The 18,383-nt window shown below is 45.6% G+C and carries 22 protein-coding genes; all 22 read right to left on the bottom strand.

Translation table 11 applies throughout. From position 1 onward, the window contains the following. Positions 1 to 7: 7 nt before the first annotated feature. The 22 genes from LQ247_RS11355 to trmFO all read right to left on the bottom strand — a co-directional run bounded on the left by LQ247_RS11355 (position 8) and on the right by trmFO (position 18,339). A complete protein-coding gene (locus LQ247_RS11355; protein ID WP_003181796.1) occupies positions 8 to 370 on the bottom strand; it encodes a response regulator in 363 nt (120 codons plus the stop codon). Positions 371 to 396: 26 nt separating this feature from the next. Next, positions 397 to 1,533, bottom strand: coding sequence for a flagellar motor switch phosphatase FliY (gene fliY / locus LQ247_RS11350; protein ID WP_020451401.1), 1,137 nt, complete (start codon positions 1,531 to 1,533; stop codon positions 397 to 399). Further along, positions 1,523 to 2,521: a flagellar motor switch protein FliM gene (gene fliM / locus LQ247_RS11345; protein WP_020451400.1), complete on the bottom strand. Its 999-nt coding sequence runs from the start codon at positions 2,519 to 2,521 to the stop codon at positions 1,523 to 1,525. Before fliM ends, fliY begins: the two co-directional genes overlap by 11 nt. Before the next feature lie 35 nt (positions 2,522 to 2,556). Next, a complete protein-coding gene (fliL, locus tag LQ247_RS11340; RefSeq protein ID WP_020451399.1) occupies positions 2,557 to 2,988 on the bottom strand; it encodes a flagellar basal body-associated protein FliL in 432 nt (143 codons plus the stop codon). After that, positions 2,985 to 3,200, bottom strand: a complete 216-nt coding sequence (locus LQ247_RS11335; protein WP_101560838.1) for a flagellar FlbD family protein — start codon at positions 3,198 to 3,200, stop codon at positions 2,985 to 2,987. Before LQ247_RS11335 ends, fliL begins: the two co-directional genes overlap by 4 nt. 42 nt (positions 3,201 to 3,242) lie before the next feature. Further along, complete coding sequence (flgG, locus tag LQ247_RS11330; RefSeq protein ID WP_075752825.1) at positions 3,243 to 4,034, bottom strand: flagellar basal body rod protein FlgG; 792 nt, start codon at positions 4,032 to 4,034, stop codon at positions 3,243 to 3,245. A gap of 27 nt (positions 4,035 to 4,061) precedes the next feature. Then, positions 4,062 to 4,529: a flagellar hook assembly protein FlgD gene (gene flgD / locus LQ247_RS11325; RefSeq protein ID WP_144497632.1), complete on the bottom strand. Its 468-nt coding sequence runs from the start codon at positions 4,527 to 4,529 to the stop codon at positions 4,062 to 4,064. Beyond that, on the bottom strand, positions 4,529 to 5,911 hold the full coding sequence (locus tag LQ247_RS11320; RefSeq protein ID WP_145654241.1) for a flagellar hook-length control protein FliK: 1,383 nt from the start codon (positions 5,909 to 5,911) through the stop codon (positions 4,529 to 4,531). Before LQ247_RS11320 ends, flgD begins: the two co-directional genes overlap by 1 nt. A 1-nt stretch (position 5,912) precedes the next feature. After that, positions 5,913 to 6,527, bottom strand: a complete 615-nt coding sequence (locus LQ247_RS11315) for a MotE family protein (RefSeq protein WP_105978906.1) — start codon at positions 6,525 to 6,527, stop codon at positions 5,913 to 5,915. Between the two features lie 13 nt (positions 6,528 to 6,540). Next, on the bottom strand, positions 6,541 to 6,984 hold the full coding sequence (fliJ, locus tag LQ247_RS11310) for a flagellar export protein FliJ (protein WP_020451394.1): 444 nt from the start codon (positions 6,982 to 6,984) through the stop codon (positions 6,541 to 6,543). A gap of 2 nt (positions 6,985 to 6,986) precedes the next feature. Then, positions 6,987 to 8,300: a flagellar protein export ATPase FliI gene (fliI, locus tag LQ247_RS11305; RefSeq protein WP_269146012.1), complete on the bottom strand. Its 1,314-nt coding sequence runs from the start codon at positions 8,298 to 8,300 to the stop codon at positions 6,987 to 6,989. Continuing rightward, positions 8,300 to 9,067 carry a flagellar assembly protein FliH gene (gene fliH, locus LQ247_RS11300; RefSeq protein ID WP_080131371.1) on the bottom strand — a complete coding sequence of 256 codons (768 nt, stop codon included), beginning with the start codon at positions 9,065 to 9,067 and terminating at the stop codon, positions 8,300 to 8,302. The genes fliI and fliH overlap by 1 nt, the downstream gene beginning before the upstream one ends. Then, complete coding sequence (gene fliG, locus LQ247_RS11295; protein WP_020451391.1) at positions 9,051 to 10,067, bottom strand: flagellar motor switch protein FliG; 1,017 nt, start codon at positions 10,065 to 10,067, stop codon at positions 9,051 to 9,053. The genes fliH and fliG overlap by 17 nt, the downstream gene beginning before the upstream one ends. Before the next feature lie 13 nt (positions 10,068 to 10,080). After that, positions 10,081 to 11,682 carry a flagellar basal-body MS-ring/collar protein FliF gene (fliF, locus tag LQ247_RS11290; protein ID WP_020451390.1) on the bottom strand — a complete coding sequence of 534 codons (1,602 nt, stop codon included), beginning with the start codon at positions 11,680 to 11,682 and terminating at the stop codon, positions 10,081 to 10,083. Between the two features lie 50 nt (positions 11,683 to 11,732). After that, positions 11,733 to 12,050, bottom strand: a complete 318-nt coding sequence (gene fliE, locus LQ247_RS11285; RefSeq protein WP_020451389.1) for a flagellar hook-basal body complex protein FliE — start codon at positions 12,048 to 12,050, stop codon at positions 11,733 to 11,735. A 13-nt stretch (positions 12,051 to 12,063) separates the two neighbouring features. Continuing rightward, the gene (gene flgC, locus LQ247_RS11280) at positions 12,064 to 12,516 is read right to left on the bottom strand and encodes a flagellar basal body rod protein FlgC (RefSeq protein WP_025811385.1); all 453 of its coding nucleotides are present in this window, start codon (positions 12,514 to 12,516) and stop codon (positions 12,064 to 12,066) included. Continuing rightward, a complete protein-coding gene (flgB, locus tag LQ247_RS11275) occupies positions 12,516 to 12,905 on the bottom strand; it encodes a flagellar basal body rod protein FlgB (protein WP_020451387.1) in 390 nt (129 codons plus the stop codon). The genes flgC and flgB overlap by 1 nt, the downstream gene beginning before the upstream one ends. A gap of 351 nt (positions 12,906 to 13,256) precedes the next feature. Continuing rightward, on the bottom strand, positions 13,257 to 14,036 hold the full coding sequence (gene codY / locus LQ247_RS11270) for a GTP-sensing pleiotropic transcriptional regulator CodY (RefSeq protein ID WP_003181756.1): 780 nt from the start codon (positions 14,034 to 14,036) through the stop codon (positions 13,257 to 13,259). Positions 14,037 to 14,074: 38 nt separating this feature from the next. Next, entirely contained in the window at positions 14,075 to 15,478 is a 1,404-nt protein-coding gene (hslU, locus tag LQ247_RS11265; RefSeq protein WP_231006063.1) for an HslU--HslV peptidase ATPase subunit, read from the bottom strand. Between the two features lie 16 nt (positions 15,479 to 15,494). Further along, positions 15,495 to 16,040, bottom strand: coding sequence for an ATP-dependent protease subunit HslV (gene hslV, locus LQ247_RS11260; protein ID WP_020451384.1), 546 nt, complete (start codon positions 16,038 to 16,040; stop codon positions 15,495 to 15,497). A 13-nt stretch (positions 16,041 to 16,053) separates the two neighbouring features. Beyond that, a complete protein-coding gene (gene xerC, locus LQ247_RS11255; RefSeq protein WP_020451383.1) occupies positions 16,054 to 16,968 on the bottom strand; it encodes a tyrosine recombinase XerC in 915 nt (304 codons plus the stop codon). A 66-nt stretch (positions 16,969 to 17,034) separates the two neighbouring features. Next, complete coding sequence (gene trmFO / locus LQ247_RS11250; protein WP_020451382.1) at positions 17,035 to 18,339, bottom strand: FADH(2)-oxidizing methylenetetrahydrofolate--tRNA-(uracil(54)-C(5))-methyltransferase TrmFO; 1,305 nt, start codon at positions 18,337 to 18,339, stop codon at positions 17,035 to 17,037. Positions 18,340 to 18,383: the final 44 nt, after the last annotated feature.

Genomic DNA, 18,383 nt, shown 5'->3' with positions numbered 1-18,383 from the left:
ACACCCTTTAGCTTAGCGTTTTATTGATCGCTTCCATGACGCGGTCAGCCTGGAACGGTTTGACGATAAAGTCTTTCGCTCCCGCCTGAATAGCGTCGATAACCATCGATTGCTGGCCCATTGCCGAACACATGATGATTTTTGCCTGCGGATCGATTTCCTTGATTTCTTTAAGAGCCGTGATTCCGTCTTTTTCCGGCATCGTGATATCCATTGTGACAAGATCAGGTGAATGCTCTTTATATTTTTCAACAGCCTGCGCTCCGTCTTGCGCTTCTGCGACGACTTCAAAGCCGTTTTTCACTAAAATGTCTTTAATCATCATTCTCATAAATGCTGCATCATCAACTACTAAAATCTTGTAAGCCATTATTAATCTCTCCAATCAATCTGTTATTATCGTAATTTGCTGATTCGTTCCGCCTGACTTAAAATGTCTGTCACCCTGACGCCAAAGTTTTCATCGATGACGACGACTTCGCCTTTGGCAACGACGCGTTGGTTGACCAGGATGTCGACAGGCTCGCCTGCGAGTTTGTCAAGCTCAATGATACTGCCGGTTGACAGTTCAAGCACCTCTTTGACGCTGCGGTTTGTCCTCCCCAGCTCGACTGTGACGGACAAAGGAATATCCATGAGCATGTCAAGGTTTTGAAGGTGCGGCTGCGCGTCAGTCTGAGGGGCAAAGGATTGAAACTCTGCCGGTGCCACCTGCACAGGCTCTGAAACTTTTGCCGTCCCTTGCCGTTTAGGCGCAGGCTCCTGTCTTTGTGTCTGAGCTGGTGCCGGACTCGGACTAGGCGCCGGGTTTTCCTGTACGGGCGGCTGCTTTACCTCTTCAGTCTGCACAGGCTCTTCTCCGCCGTCCTGATTCGTTAATTCATCGATCAGGTCTTTTGCAAAGGTCAGCGGATAAAGCTGCATAATATGCGAATCGATCAGTTCTCCGACTTTCAGTCTGAAAGATACTTTGACGAGCGGGTCCTCTTTCGGAATTTGCTCTGTTCCTTCCCCTTCATTCACATCAAGGAGGTCAACTTCCGGCGGAGAAATATCAATCTTCTTGCTGAAGACGGTGGACATCGACGTCGCTGCGGAACCCATCATTTGGTTCATCGCTTCCTGAACGGCACTTAGATGAATTTCGCCAAGCGACGGATCTGCGTTCGTCCCGTCTCCACCCATCATCAAATCAGCGATGATCGCGGCATCTTCCTGCTTGATGACGAGAAGATTATTTCCTGAAAAACCTTCCGTATAGCTCACACCGATTGAAACATACGGGTGCGGGAACTCATCATTTAAATGGCTTTTTTCAATCACCGAAACAGTCGGTGTTGTAATTTCGACTTTTTGATTCAATAAAGTGGACAAAGCTGTTGCAGAGCTCCCAAAGGAAATGTTTCCGATTTCCCCGATCGTATCCTGTTCCATCAGGGACAACCCTGATTCCGGCTGCTCTTGAGCCGTATCATCGCCACCTTTAAGCAGCGCATCAATTTCATCCTGTGATAACCTATTGTTATTCTCCATATTCTTCACCTCTTATGTCGTGATCTAGAATTTGAATCGCAGTCTTTCGATTCATTCGGCCGGCTTGTGCTAGAAATTTCGGTTTATCTCCGACCAAAACAGTAAGAGGTTCTGCTACTGATTTGTCCAAAGTGATACAATCTCCAATTTCTAAATTTAAAAACTCTTCAATGGTTAATTCCGATGATCCGAGTTCTGCGACAATTGGAATTCGCGCCGTCATAATCCGCTTTTCTATCGACTTTGTTTCCTCCGGTTTTGGTTCAATTCTGTCTGATTGCATCCAGTAGTGAACGGAAAGCTTAGGAATGATCGGTTCCAGGACGACGTGCGGGATGCACAGGTTGATAACCCCGCTGATGTCTCCTATTTGCGTGTTCAGCGAAATGACAACGACCGTCTCATTCGGCGATACCATTTGCACAAACTGCGGATTCACTTCAAAATCGGACATTTCCGGCTCGATTTCCGTGATGGATTCCCACGCATCTTTATAATTCGAGAGGCAGCTTTCAAATAAATTGGACATGATTTTCGTCTCAATTTCTGTCATGCTGTCAATTTTGTTGTGGCTCGAACCGATCCCGCCCATCACCCGGTCCATCATCGTATAGGCGATGGTCGGGTTGATCTCCATCATGATTCTTCCTTCAAGAGGGCGAACCTCAAACAGATTGAGGATCGTCATATTCGGAATGGATCTGATGAATTCCTCATAAGGAACCTGATCAACCGAGCTGACCGAGATCTGGATATAGGTTCTCAGCTGAGCCGAGAAATAAGTCGTTAGCAGCCTTGCAAAGTTATCATGAATCCTTGTCAAGCTGCGGATCTGATCCTTTGAAAAGCGGAGCGCCCGTTTAAAGTCATAGACTTTTACTTTTTTAACGGACTCTTCTTTTTTCAGCTCGTCGGCGTCCATTTCACCTGTCGATATCGCTGAAAGCAGTGCATCGATTTCATTTTGGGAGAGTACTTCTCCTGCCATCTGTTTTCACCTCCATGGTTCTGTCATCTATGTTCCTACTGCAGATTAAAGGAGGTAATGTATACAGTTTTCACTTTTCCCTCTTTCATGTAGTTCGTGTTCAGCTTTTCTTTCAGCTGCTCTTTAAATTTTTCTTTTCCTTTTTGTCCTTCAAGATCATCTGCGTTCGTGTTTGCCAAAAGGGAGATGACTGAATCTTTAATTTGGAAATCCCGCTTTTCAAGCTCTTCTTTCGCTTCTTTCGAATCGGTTTCAAGCTTGATTGACAAACGGACCACATTGTCCGATTTCAAGTTTGTCGTGATTTCGGCGACTTCAACTGATGATTCGACCACTTCATCGATCGAAGGTTCTTTCGTTTGATCTTTTTCACTTGCGCTTCCCTTAATGACAAAGAACGCAGCGGTTCCTAACACAGCAATTGCCAGAATAATCGTCAGCATAATTCCTAGAAGTTTTTTATTCATTCAGATTCCTCAATTCTTTTGTCACAAGAAAGTATTTGGATTTTTTGATAGAATGACACGATTGTATCCACAACTGTATCTTCATCTTCTTTGACAACAAACTTTTTTCCGTTTGACAGCGTAATTGTCGTATCCGGAAAACATTCAATTTGCTCAATGAATAGCGCGTTCAGAATAAAAGGCTGTCCGTTTAATCGCGTAACTTTGATCATGTGTTATCAAGAGGCGCCTTTACGAGGGCGCCTCCTTCCCTCCTATCGCTTCAGATTGACGAGTTCCTGAAGAATTTCATCAGAGGTTGTAATGATTTTCGCATTGGACTGGAAACCGCGCTGCGCGATAATCATTTCGGAAAACTCTTCTGAAAGGTCGACGTTCGACATTTCAAGCGCACTCGTTTGAATCTTTCCTGAGCCGCCTTCTCCAGGCACGACGACTTGCGGAGCTCCAGAACTCAATGTTTCGCGGTAAAGGTTGTCTCCCGCTTTTGACAAGCCGGATGTGTTGCTGAATGTCGCAAGCGAGATTTGGCCGGCGGTCTGGTTCTCGTTGTTTTGATCGACATAAGACACGGTTCCGTCAGGTGCGATGCTGAAGCTTTGCGCGTCTTGCGGGATATTGATTCTTCCGTTGTTGGCCGTTAAGACGAACAGCCCATCAACAGTGACGAGGTCACCTTCATCAGAAAGGTAGAAGTTTCCGGATCTTGTGTAGTATTCTTCTTCTCCTGTTCCAACTCGGAAGTAGCCGTCTCCTGTAATGGTCATGTCAAGCTGGCGGCCTGTTGTTGAAGGCGCTGCGTTTGTATGAATGATATCGATCGATCCGATCGTTGCACCGAGCCCGACCTGCTGGCCGTTGACAGAACCGCGATTTGCAGTAGACGACGACGCACCGGAAAGCTGTTGGCTGACAATATCTTTAAACGTAACCCGGCTTTTCTTATAGCCTGCCGTATTGACATTCGAAATGTTGTTTGCCACGACATCAAGCTTTGTCTGAAAGTTTTTCATGCCGCTGATTCCTGAATATAGTGAACGTAACATAATTATTCCTCCCTGAATTATCTGTTTTTATTTGTCAGAATGGCTTACCGCCGTCACATTCCACGGATTGACTTCGGTTCCATCGTCAAGGACAAGCAGATACTGTCCGTCTGAGCTTTTAACTGATTTGACGAGCGCCGTTTTCTCTTCGCTGTCTTCGCCTTCATAAGTAACTTCTTTTCCGATCCAGCTGACATACATCGTCATCGGGTCCTGAAGTCCGACAAACGTCGACATCGTTGAGTTTAGATTCGTTAGTTGCTCAAGGCTTGAAAAGGTCGCCATTTGCGCAATGAATTCACGGTCTTCCATCGGATTTAAGGGGTCTTGGTACTGCAGTTGTTTCATGAGCAGTTTCAAAAATTCATCCTTGCCAAGGTTGGAGCCGCTCCCTGCTTTCTCGGCTTTTTTTGCCTCGGACAAATAATTGGATGTCGTTGATTTTGTGTTTGTTGTCCCTATGGCAGTTCTTGTATCAATTGAAGTGTCAGGCATTAGATCTCCTCCTCGCTGTCCTGTGATCGAGTCTCGATAAGATCATCCAAAAACTCCTGAAAGCCCTCATTTTCCTGCTCTTTTTGCTGATCTTGCTTCGGCTGCTGCTGGTTTTTCTGTTCGTCCGCCAGCTGTCCGAAGGTCTGATCGCCGTTTTGAAGCGGTACACCGAAGCGGTCAATTTGTACAGACATGTTGGGCAGCGCCTGTTTAAGATGCGCGAGATTGTGTTCGAGCAGCTCTTTAGCCGACTGGGTCGATGCGATGATTTTGCTCGAAAACATCCCGTGCTGTTTGACGAGCTTGATCGTGATAAAGCCAAGATTTTCAGGATTCAGGCGGATCGTGAAACTGCCTGTCGATCTGCCGAACGGTGTATACTTCATCTGTTTCCATGAGCTGAGAATTTGTTCTGAAAAGCTTTTCGGCTGAGCGGAAGATTCCTCTGCCGCCGAAGTTTGGAGACCCTGGATCAGCACTGCGCCTGTCCGATGATTGGCCAGTACAGAGGATTGAATCGGCTGTTCCTTTTGGCCTTGCTTTCCTTCAGTTTGAATTTCCCTTCCGTTCAAAACAAAGGACAACGGCTTCTCAGAAAGAGAGACATCGGTTTTTTTGCTCATGAGCATTGCCTTTAGTTCGCTTTCCGCCATTTTCCACTCTTTTTGATCCGGTTCAGCGTTTGCGTTCATCATCTGCTCCATTACACTTTTCAAGCTTTTCAGCTCGGCGTTTGACATGGACAAAAGCTGCGACTCACCCGGATCTTTTGTGAAAAATTGGCGTTTAAGTTCATCAATCAGCCCTTCTGTTCCCGCCTTTGTCTGAAGAGCGGCGAGAAATTCCGGCGCTTGTTTCAATATTTCTGCGATTTGTGAAGTTTTGAGTGCCGGTTGATTTTCATTTACGATCACAGCGAGCAGCTGCTGAATCTGACCAAGAATTTGCAGGTCAGTCAGTTTCGGCTCTTCTGTCCCGCTTTCGTCAGCAGGCACAGCTTCAATAGCATCAGCTGTTTTGCCTGATTGTCCAGGCAGAGCGGCATTTTCAAGCAGCTCTTTTATTTGCTGTAACAGCTGTTCTGCCAATGCGAGTTCATCCGGAGATGGATTCAGCTCTTCAACATGCTGGAGGGAATTCAACCAGTCTTCATTGAAGGAGCCGCCTTCATTATTTAAAAGCCATTGCTTCAGTTCATGCAAAAGCCCTTCCAATGACGTGTCCTGAGAAGGTTCTTCTCCCTTTTGAAAAGGGGAAAGTGAGCTGTTTTCCTTTTGGAGCACATTTTGAAAGAGTCCGCCCAGAGGCGTCCTGCTCGTTTTTGCAGTTGCGGTATCCGCCGCAGGCTTGGCATCAAAAGAGATTGCGTCAAAAAGCCTCAAGCTATTCCCCCCCTTCTTTTTTCTTGTCATTTTTCGCTTCGTTTTTCACAAGCTTTTCTGTGAATACAGCCGCTTTATCAGGAGACATTTTGGAGAGGATCTCAGTCACTTTCTTTTTGCTTAAAGAATCTAAAATGTTGATTGCCTCTTCTTCTTTTAATTCGCTTAAAATTTTTGCAGCTTTATTGCTTTGCATGCTTTCATAAATTTTGACGACTTTTTTTCCGTCTCCTTGACCTTCGGTGTTCTTTTCTTTCTGCTCTTTTTCATCTTTTTCCGTTTTTTCGAACGAGCTGATTTTTTGTTTCAGCCTTTTAATCTCTTGATCACTCGTTTTCAAGTCACTCGTCAGCGTTTCGATTTCGCTTTTTTGTTCATCGATCGTCTTTTGGAGCTTTTCTGCTTTGTTCTCCTGCTGCTTTGCTGCGTGATCTTTGTCCTGATCCTCGCCGTTTTTCACAAGCTCTTTAACAACGGGGATTTTGGAGGCTGCATCCTGGAAATTGACGCCCAAAAGCCACATGCCGACAAACGCTGCAACGATTAAAAAGATCAGCGGAATGACGATGACAAACAAAAATGTCTGAAATTTACCGGCTTTTTTTTCTTCGGTCATCGTTTTTTTACCCCTAGCTTCCTTGAGTTATGTACTGGGCAATGGAGATATCGTCCATTTCCTTTAACTCATTTGCTTTGTTTTGCAGCGAATACATTTCAAACTGCTTTTCTTTCATTTTTTCAAATTTTTTCAGCTCGATATTTTTTTCCGTCAGATCGTGCTGTTTTTCATTCATTTCATTTCTCTTCATCATGACGAGCTTTTGATAATGGTAGATAGTCGTTTCAAGATTTGTGACAAATTGCTGATAATGCCGCATTTCCTGAACGCTCATTCCTGTCTGCATCTTGATTTCCTTGTTTTTTTCTAGCGTTTCTTTTTGGTTCATGCTTTCATACAGCTTTTCCGCGACCTTTTCGAATTCGGAAACTGAGTGCTGATATTCAGCGAATGATTGGTCTTTTTCATTTTCTTTAAGCTCGAGGAGCTTTTGAAATTTAAATGAATAAGCCATTCTTAATCCTCTCTTCCTGTAAGACTCTTTAATAAAGAAATGCTCTCTTCCAGCGACGCCGCTTCATCCACTTCCTGCTTGAGGAAGCTGATCAGCTTAGGGTGGAATTGTATGGCCTCATCAATTTCTCTGGAAGACCCTTTTTTATAGGCTCCTATGTTGATCAGGTCCTCTGAGTTTTGATAGGTTGACAGCATTTCCCTGAACCGGTTCGCTGCTCTTATATGATCTTTCCCGGCGATGTTTGACATCACCCTGCTGATGCTTTTTAAAATGTTGACTGCCGGAAACTGGCCTTTATTCGCAAGGCTCCGGTCAAGAACGATATGACCGTCCAAGATTCCCCTGACAGTATCGGCGATCGGTTCATTCATATCATCACCGTCGACAAGAACCGTATAGAAAGCAGTTATTGACCCGTTTTCCGTCGTTCCTGTTCGTTCTAAGAGCTTAGGTAAAATAGCGAACACTGAGGGTGTATAACCTTTCGTCGTCGGCGGTTCGCCCGTCGCCAGGCCGATTTCCCTCTGAGCCATGGCAACCCTTGTCACCGAGTCCATCATGAACATCACGTTTTGTCCTTTGTCGCGGAAGTACTCGGCAATCGCTGTTGCTGTATAGGCCGCTTTCAGCCGCATCAATGCCGGCTGGTCGGAAGTAGCCACTACAACGATCGTGCGCTTCAGCCCTTCTTCGCCGAGATCTTTCTCAATGAACTCTCTGACTTCGCGGCCCCGCTCTCCGACAAGAGCGATGACATTCAAGTCTGCGGCCGTCTCTCTTGCTATCATGCCCATGAGCGTGCTTTTTCCGACGCCGCTTCCGGCGAATATCCCAACTCGTTGTCCTTTTCCGACGGTCAGCAGACTGTCGATTGATCTGACGCCGACCGCCATTTTTTCTCTGATTGGCGGCCTTTTCATCGGATTAGGTGGCGCCTGGTCTGTCGAAACTTGAGCCAAACCTTTCGGAAGCGTGCTGCCGTCGAGCGGATTGCCGAATGCATCGACAACTTGCCCGATCAAGCCGGAGCCGACTTTGACTCTGAGCGATTCTCCCGTCGCTTCGACAATGCTGCCGGGTGCAATATTGGCCGCTTCCAAATATGGCATGAGAAGAATATTTTGGTCTTTGAAGCCGACGACCTCAGCTTTGATGGCCTTTGGCCCGTCACCTTTTGTATAGATTTTGCAGACATCGCCGATTGAGCATTCAGGTCCTTTGGATTCAATCATCAGGCCGACCGCTTGTTTGACTTTTCCGTAACGTTTGTAGGAGTCTGCGGTTTCTATACATTCAAGCAGCTGCTCAAGCATCACTGGACAACACCTGCCGTTTCAAGCAGGCTGAGCAGTTTTTGTTTCAGCTGCTGTAATTGAGTGTCGATTCCTGCATCGATTCTTCCGAAGGCCGTTTCAACATAGCACGTTCCCTTTGACGCTTTTTCATCGGCGTATATCGCGAGATGGGCGCCATATTGGAGGAGCTGCTCAAGTTCGTTTTTGTGGCTTTGAACCTCTGTGTAATACTCCGGATCCACATAGACGGCAATATCATCGAACTCTTTCATTTCGGACAGCACCTGTTTGACGAGGGCTGAAAAAGCTTCTTTGTCGTCAGCCTTTTGATTCCAAACTTTTTTAGCCAGCGACACGGCAAGTTCGACAATTTCTTCGGAAGATTGTTCGATTTTTTCTTCATAGTCACGCCTCGCCGCTCCGACGATGGCGTTGGCTTCATCCAAATAGGATTGATAAGTGCTTTGGGCCTCGGCCTTTCCCTGTTCAAACCCCGCTTGAAAGCCTTCTTGTTTCGCCTGGTCTATCAGCGCTTCGCGTTCTGTTTCCCAGCTTATCCTTTCCTCTTCGATTTGCCGTCTGACCTGTTCGAGTTCAGCGTTCGCTTTTTCGTATATTTTCCCTGCTTCCTGTCTGGCATGATCGAGGAGGAATTCCGGATCCTGTCCGGTATCAAGTTCAGTTTCTGTTTCAGGAAGTTTGACTTCCTTTAATGAAATCGTCCGCCTTTCTTTTGGCGGTATTGATGATAATCGCTGTTTAATAATGTTAGACAATGATATCATCTCCTCCGCCTCTGGCGATTACGATCTCACCTGCTTCTTCAAGTCTTCGGATGACGCTTACGATTCTGGATTGAGCTTCTTCTACGTCACGCAGACGCACAGGACCCATGAACTCCATTTCTTCTTTAAATGTTTCAGCCATACGCTGCGACATATTGCTGAAGACGATGTCTTTGACCTCTTCGCTGGCCACTTTGAGGGAGAGAAGCAGATCGTCGTTTTCCACATCGCGGATAACCCTTTGAATGGCGCGGTTATCAAGCGTAACGATATCTTCAAAGACGAACATCCGCTTTTTAATCTCGTCGGCAAGCTCAGGATCCTGGATTTCAAGGGAGTCAAGGATCGTTTTCTCGGTACCTCTGTCAACTCCGTTCAACACTTCGACAACGGCTTCAATGCCGCCGGTCTGCGTGTAGTCCTGAGTGAATGTGGAGGATAGCTTTTGCTCCAGAATCTGTTCGACTTCATTGATGATTTCCGGCGACGTCCTGTCCATGACAGCGATCCGTCTTGCAACCTCTGCCTGCACATCCTGATTTAGTTCTGATAATATCTGACCGGATTGCACGGGATCGAGATAAGACAGAATCAATGCGATCGTCTGCGGATGTTCATGCTGGATAAAGTTCAGAATCTGCTCGGGATCCGCTTTTCTGGCAAAATCGAACGGTCTGACTTGAAGAGACGATGTCAACCTGTTGATAATGCTGGCGGCTTTGTCTTCGCCGAGCGCTTTGTCAAGCACCTGCTTGGCGTAGTGAATGCCGCCTTGTGATATATATTCTTGAGCAATAGCCGTTTCATGAAATTCCTGAATAATTTCATCTTTTTTCTCTGGTGATACAGCTCTGACATTTGATATTTCAAGCGTCAGCCTTTCGATTTCTTCATCTGTTAAATGCTTGTAAACGGAAGCTGACACATCAAGCCCTAAGGATATCATGAGAATGGCCGCTTTTTGTTTGCCTGTAAGCCTGTCTTGTTTCATTTTTGCCATTTCAATACTCCTCCTAATCCTCGGTCAGCCAGCTGCGCAACAATTTGGCGAATTCTTCAGGCTTATCTTTCGCCATTTTTTCAAGCTGTTTTCGTCTGACAGTTTCTTCCGTCTCTTTTTCATTGTTCACATCAGCAACACGAATCGGTTCCTGAGGCGTTTCATACCATTCTTCCTCGTATTCGTCATCTCTATTTTTACGTCTTCTGACAAGCCAGATGATGAGGCCGATTACAGCAACAAGCGCTGCTCCGCCTGCGATGTAAATCCACATCGGTATGCCGCCTGTTTCCGTTCCTTCATCGATTGTCTGCTTGCCGTCGAACGATTGGACAGAAACAACGATTTTATTTTCAATATCCTCATCTGTCAGCGGCTCTTCTTCATACTTCTTGTCGATCGATGTTTTCACAATGGTTGAGAGGATTTTTTTAATATCATCTTCTCTTTCAGCAGGCAGTGACTGCGGGTTCTTCGCATCAGGCGGTTCAACCATGACCTGGACGCCCAGATCTCTGATTTTGTACGGACTTTCGGCGATTTCTTTATGGATTTTGTTGACTTCATTGTTGATTCGTTCTTCGCTTTTTTCGTAGTCTCCGTTGCCTGTTCCGCCTTCTGTCTCCGCATAGTTTGTTACATCGTTTTCACCTGTTCCGTTGACGCCTCCAGCTTGCGCTCCCTGTCCGGAATACGTTTCACTGACGCGCTCTGCGCTGACCGTGATCCCTTCCATATTTTCTTTGTCGACAGGTTCAACCAGATCTTCCGTCCTGTTTTCTTTTGTGAAGTCGATGTCGGATGTGACGGATACAACTACTTTATCCTGTCCCATCATCGTGCCGAGCATGGTTTGAATTTGTCTCTGCAGGTCCTTTTCGATCTGAGCTTTGACTTGCCTTTGTGAAGAGTAGCTGTCAGCGTATGAACCTGAATCTTTGCCGGTTTGATCGTAATACGTGGAGTTTTGATCCATGATCACGATGTTTTCCGGATCAAGGTTCGGCACGCTTTTCGATACGAGATGATAAAGGCCGTTGATTTCATTTTGATCAAGCGTGTGGCCGGGCTTCACCTGAAGAACAATCGAAGCGGATGCTTCCGGCTTTTCCTCTCCGACAAAGACGGATTCCTTCGGCAGGTTAATCATGACCTTTGAATCTTTAATCCCGTCTATTCCTTTGATGAGGTTGGAAAGCTCGGTTTGCGTTGCTTTCACTTTCAATACGTCAAATTCGTTGTCCGTCATACCGAAACCGGCATTTTGACCAAAGAACGAATAATCGATGCTTCCGCTTTTCGGAAGACCCTCTGCCGCAAGATCGACTTTCAGCCCGTCGACTTTTTCTTCCGGAACTTTAATGACTGAACCGTCAGCTGCAACCTCAGATGGAACACCTTTTTCATCGAGCACTTTTTTGATTTGGCCGGTTTCTTCAGCTGACAAGTCTTTATAGAGCGGCACCATTTTATTCGACGAAGCAACAATTCCAATGATGATTGACAGGATCACTGCCAGAGCGACGATGCCGATCATCAAAAACTTCTGCAGCTTTGATCTGTTTTTCCAAAAATCTGTTATTTTCGTTTTGATTTGCAATAAAGTACGATTCATCTTACTCCCCCGGTAGTTACACTAATTCTCTTCGCTTTCAGACTCCTTTCTTACATTTGCATTCTCATGATTTCCTGATAAGCTTCAACCGCTTTGTTGCGGAATTCCGTCGCAGCCGTCAATGTAATATTTGCCTTCTGGGCTGCAACCATTACTTCATCAAGGTTGACATCCTGACCGAGAGCAAGCGCGTTTGTCAGTTTATCAGATTCATTTTGAGATTGATTCAAAGCATTGATAGAATCTTTCAGCACGTTGGAAAAGCTGACTTGGTTCTCTGAACCGTCCTGCTTGTTCGTGATCTGATTTGTTGCATTCGTTCCCGCCTGCACGGGTTGAATTCCAAATGGAGAGATTCCATTAACCATTCGTGTCATCACCCTACTTTCCGATTTCTAGTGCTTTCATCAGCATTCCTTTTGTCGCGTTCATCGCTGTGACATTCGCTTCATATGACCTTGTGCTGCCCATTAAATCAACCATCTCTTTTAGCGGATCGACATTCGGCATCTGCACGTATCCGTCTTCGTTTGCGTCGGGATGCGTCGGATCATAAACGAGTTTAAACGGTGTTTTGTCTTCGGTGATCTTGGTCACCTTTACCCCTTCACCGACTCTCGCCGATGCATTCATCGATGATTGGAGCACGGATGAAAAAGATTCGCCTTTCGGAGCCGTCGATACAAGCTTTCTCCTATACGGCTGCCACTGTCCGTCGACCAGCTTCGCTCTTGTTGTGTCCATGTTTGCCAGGTTGGAAGAAACGGTATCCATTCTGACTCTCTGTGCAGTCAACGCCGAAGCTGAGATGTTGATGCTATTGAATACCCCCATTATTTACCTCCTGTAATCGCGGTCCGCAGTGAGTTGAATTTGCCGCTTATTCTTTCAACCAGCGCTTGATACTGGATTTGATTTTTCGCCATTTCACTCATTTCCTGATCAACGTCCACGTTGTTCCCGTTTTCCTGATAACTTGTATTCTTTCTCGACACAACTGAATAATTTGACTCATTTCCTTTGAAGTCAATGTGTCTATAGTCTGTTTTTATAGCGTTAATTCGGGAGGACTCCTCATTCAGCACATTTTTGAAGGATACTTTTTTCGCCTTGTAGTTCGGTGTGTCTACATTGGCCAGATTGTTCGTTATGACTTTTTGCTTAATGTTCGCTTGATTCAAGGCTCCCTCTAGTCTATGTATTGTTCCTGAAAATATATCCATCGCCAAATACCTCCAATCTTTTTCCATCTGTCTCAAAATCTTGTCGAGAATTGTAAAAACCATAAGCCTATTGTAAGGAATAATAGGCTTAAAGTCTATGATCTGGACGCAAAAAAAAATCGTAATAAATATCTATTTTATGAATAGGTATTTCGACCTAGATTATAAGAACTATGTAATGTTACGTTTGTTAAAGTTTCAAAACATTATGTTAGTATATTTTTTATTCAAGCAACGCATTGATTCAGCAACGCATTTTAGTTGTTTTTGATATGAAAAAATTACGATAATATAGTTTAAAATGTGAAATAAAAAAAGCCGCAGAACGGCATGTTCTGCGGCTTTCGTCTTTTAATGAGACTTTAGTTTTTCTAATTCCATTAAAAATTTGTTGTTCAGGACTTTAATGTATGTGCCTTTCATCCCTAATGACCTTGATTCAATGACACCGGCGCTTTCAAGTTTGCGCAGCGCATTGACAATGACCGAGCGGGTGATACCAACGCGATCTGCAATTTTACTTGCGACAAGCAGACCTTCATTTCCGTCAAGCTCTTCAAAAATATGTTCAATTGCTTCAAGCTCACTGTAAGATAATGAACTGATCGCCATTTGAACGACCGCTTTGCTGCGTGCTTCCTCTTCGATCTCTTCAGCTTTCTCTCTGAGAATTTCCATTCCTACGACCGTTGCGCCATATTCAGCAAGGATCAGATCGTCATCCTCGAATTTCTCCTGAAGGCGGGACAGAATCAAGGTGCCGAGTCTTTCGCCCCCTCCGATGATCGGAACGACTGTGGTCAGACCCGCTTGGAACAAATCGCGGTTTTCCACAGGGAAAGCCGTATATTCGCTGTTAATGTCAAGGTTGGATGAAGTTTCCGGAATGTTGAACAGACTTTTTGTATAGTCTTCAGGAAACTGGCGCTCTTCAAGCATTTTTTTCATCCGGTCATTTTCGATCTGCTGGTTGATCGAGAAACCGAGAAGCTTTCCTCTGCGGCTGACAACGAAAATGTTCGAATCAATCACATCGCGAAGCGTTTCGGCCATTTCTTTAAAATTAACCGGCTTCCCTGCCGCATTTTGCAGCATTGCATTAATCTTTCTTGTTTTTTGTAATAAAGCCATAATAAATTGATCCTCCTAAATTACTCTTATTTAATTGTTTATAAAATAAACTGGCTTAAATCCTTATTCTTAGCGATCGAACCGAGCTTTTCTTCAACATATTGAGGCGTGATGACAACTTCCTCCATCATCACATCCGGAGCCTCGAATGACAGTTCTTCCAAAAGCCGTTCCAAAATGGTGTGAAGCCTTCTCGCCCCGATATTGTCTGTGTCCTGGTTCACATGATAAGCCACTTCTGCAATCTTACGAATAGCATCGTCAGAAAATTCAAGAGATATACCTTCCGTCTTCAATAAAGCCTTATACTGCTTTAGAAGAGCGTTGTCAGGCTCAGTTAAGATTTTCACAAAATCATCGATGCTCAGCTTTTGAAGCTCAACGCGGATCGGAAAGCGTCCCTGCAGCTCTGGAATTAGATCTGAAGGCTTCGCCATATGGAATGCACCTGCAGCGATGAACAGCACGTGATCCGTTTTGACCGCACCGTACTTTGTCATGACGGTAGAGCCTTCTACAATCGGAAGAATATCGCGCTGCACGCCCTCTCTTGAGACGTCGGCCGATGAAGAAGTACCGCTCTTTTTGGCGATTTTATCGATCTCATCGATAAAGATGATTCCCGACTGTTCGGCTCTCAGGACGGCCTCCTGGGCAGCTTCGTCCATATCGATGAGCTTTGCCGCTTCTTCATTCGTCAGCACTTTTCGTGCTTCCCTGACCGTCAGCTTGCGGCGCTTTTTCTTTTTCGGCATCAGGCTGCTGAGCGCATCCTGCATGTTCATGCCCATCTGTTCCATACCCGAGCCTTGGAGCATATCAAACATGGATGGCTGCTGCTCCTCCACCTCCACGGTGACATAATGGTCTTCAAGCTCGCCGAGAGCAAGCTGATGTGCAATCCGCTTCCGATTGTTTTCGATATCCGTGTCTTCATGCTTTTCCGCTTCATTCGTCTCTTGATCCTGATTTCCGCCAAACAGCATTTCAAAAGGATTTTTCGCACCTGACTGTTTTTTCCTTCCCGGTACAAGCAGGCGGACGAGGCGTTTATTTGCGTTTTCTTCGGCGATGCCTTTCACTTCGTTCATTTTTTCCTCTTTGACGAGGCGGATTGACGTTTCCACAAGATCCCTGACCATCGATTCAACATCTCTGCCCACATAACCGACTTCCGTGAACTTCGTCGCTTCGATTTTGACGAACGGAGCGCCGACGAGCTTCGCGATTCGTCTTGCAATCTCGGTTTTTCCCACACCTGTCGGACCCATCATCAATATGTTTTTCGGAACGATTTCTTCGCGCAGTTTTTCATCAAGAAGACTTCTTCTGTAGCGGTTCCTCAATGCCACGGCGACCGCTTTTTTCGCATCGAGCTGGCCGACGATGTATTGATCAAGCCTTTCGACGATCTGCCTAGGAGTCAGCGGCTTTTTTTCCATATGCCTCATATCCTTTCTATTCAAGTTCTTCTACAATGATCTGATCGTTCGTATACACACAGATTTCGCCCGCGGTTTCAAGTGAGGCCCTCGCAATCGCTCTTGCGTCAAGCTGGCCGCCTGCATGACGTTTCAACGCCCTTCCGGCTGCCAGGGCATAGTTTCCGCCTGAGCCGATCGCCAAAATGCCGTCGTCAGGTTCAATCACCTCGCCTGTTCCGGAAACGAGCAGCATGCTGTCAGCGTTCATGACGATCAGCATCGCCTCAAGCTTTCTGAGGACTTTATCGCTTCGCCACTCTTTTGCAAGCTCGACTGCCGCACGCTGTAAATTGCCGTTGTACTCTTCAAGCTTCGCTTCAAACATTTCAAAGAGAGTGAAAGCGTCCGCAACAGAACCGGCAAAGCCGGCAATGACTTTCCCGTTGAAGAGCTTTCTTACCTTTCTAGCGGTATGCTTCATGACGACAGCCTGACCGAACGTAACCTGGCCGTCTCCCGCCATCGCGCTTTTTCCGTTGTGCTGGACGGCGAATATCGTCGTTGCGTGAAAAGATGACATAAAAGAACCTCCTTTATTTCCCTTTATGTGCCCGAGGGTGATGAGACATATATGTCTTTCTGAGCATATCTTTAGATACATGCGTATACACCTGGGTTGAAGAAAGGTTTGAATGCCCAAGCAGTTCCTGAACGCTCCTGAGATCCGCACCCTCATTTAACAAATGGGTGGCAAAAGTATGGCGGAGCATATGCGGATGTATATGTAATGTACCCGAAGTCTTTTTGACCAGTTCTCCCAAAATGTAACGAACCCCCCTCGGGGTTAAGGGCCCGCCCCTTTGATTCAAAAAAATAAAAGGGCAGGGCTCTTTCGCTTTTAACAGCAGGATGCGTCTTCCATTTTGCAAATACAGATCCAAAGCCTCCCGGGCGAATGAACCAAATGGAATATACCTTTGCTTCCTGCCTTTCCCGTGAACCAAAACCGTATCTAAAAACAGATCCAAATCGGATTCCTTCAGGCTGCAAAGTTCGCTTACCCGCATGCCTGTTGCGTAAAGAAGTTCCAAGAGCGCCTGATTCCTTTGGCCGAGCGGTGTACTCAAGTCCGAAACCTCAAACAGTTCTTCAAGTTCTTTTTCATATAAAAATTTTGGAATCCGTTTATCCTGTTTCGGAAGACTGACAAGCAGAAACGGGTTTTCTTTTACCATCTTTTCCCTTAATAAAAATTTATAGAAGCTTCGCAGAGCCGAAATTTTCTTGCTGATCGTCCTGCGAGTAAGCCCTTTTTCATGCGCTTCCGTCAAGAAAATTCTCACATCCGGATAAGTCACGTCTTCAAAACCTTTTATGCCCTGAACTTGTAAAAAGCGTTCAAAGTCTTCAATAGAAGAAATGTAACCCACAATTGTATATTTTGAATAATTCTTTTCTATTTGTAAATATTCAATGAATAAAGTTAAAAAATTCTTAACATTTGCCATCATTACACCTCTTCGAAAAGGGCTTTTAAATGTTATCACATAACAAGTTCATCTGGCAATGAATAACTATAGCGTTTTCGAAATATTTTGAATTGTCTCCAATGCCCGCGAAGCATACTGTTCATTTCGTTCCTGCTTGTTTTTAATTTTAACCCCCAATTCCTTGAACAGACCGAAGTTCGCATTCATCGGCTGGAAGTTTTTCTTGTTTGTTTCCGTGATGTAATGGGCCATGCTGCCGATCGCTGTTTCATTTGAAAAAGTGACCGGTTCTTTTCCCTGAATGAGCCGAGCCGCATTTATTCCGGCAACAAGACCTGAAGCCGCTGATTCAACATACCCTTCAACACCTGTCATTTGGCCGGCGAAAAACAGATCGTCCCGTTTTTTAAACTGGTAGGTCGCTTTTAAAAGACTCGGCGAGTTGATGAACGTATTTCTGTGCATTACGCCGTAGCGGACGATTTCAGCTTGTTCCAGTCCCGGAATGAGGCGGAGCACTTCCTTTTGGTCGCCCCATTTGAGGTGGGTCTGAAAACCGACGATATTGTAAAGCGTGCCGGCTGCATCATCTTGGCGCAGCTGCACAACGGCGTATGGACGCTTTCCTGTTTTGGGATCTTCAAGGCCGACAGGCTTCATCGGGCCGAACAGCATCGTTTTTTTGCCGCGCTTCGCCATGACTTCAATCGGCATGCAGCCTTCAAAGAAGATTTCCTTTTCAAATTCTTTCAATGGAACAGTTTCCGCAGACACAAGGGCGTCATAAAATCTGTCAAATTCTTCTTCAGTCATCGGACAGTTCAAATACGCTGCCTCCCCTTTGTCATAGCGGGATTTCAAATAGACTTTATCCATGTCAAGGCTGTCTTTCTCAACTATCGGCGCAGCGGCGTCATAAAAGTACAGATAGTCCTCTCCTGTCAGCTCCCGGAGCTTCGCGGAAAGCGATTCTGACGTCAGCGGTCCTGTTGCAATAATAGTCGGTCCTTCCGGTATTTCCGTGACTTCTTCATTGAGCACAGTCACATTCGGATGATTCTTTACTTTTTCGGTAACGTTTGCGGCAAATTCATGCCTGTCTACGGCAAGCGCACCGCCGGCAGGAACAGAACATTCGTCAGCAGCAGCGATGATGGCCGAGTCAAGAACCCGCATTTCTTCCTTTAATACACCGACAGCGTTCGTTAATGAATTCGCCCGAAGCGAGTTGCTGCAGACAAGTTCTGCGAATTTATCTGTATGGTGTGCCGGCGTTTGTTTAACAGGCCTCATTTCGTATAAACGGACATTGATACCTCGCTTGGCAAGCTGCCATGCAGCTTCGCTTCCGGCAAGTCCTGCACCGATGACATTTACTGTTTGATTCATATTCACATCTCCTAATTTATGAGTTGACTTCATCTTTTAACACA

The sequence above is a fragment of the Bacillus sp. BS3(2021) genome (assembly GCF_021043345.1).
GTDB lineage: Bacteria > Bacillota > Bacilli > Bacillales > Bacillaceae > Bacillus > Bacillus paralicheniformis.
This window is presented reverse-complemented; position numbering and strand designations above follow the sequence as displayed.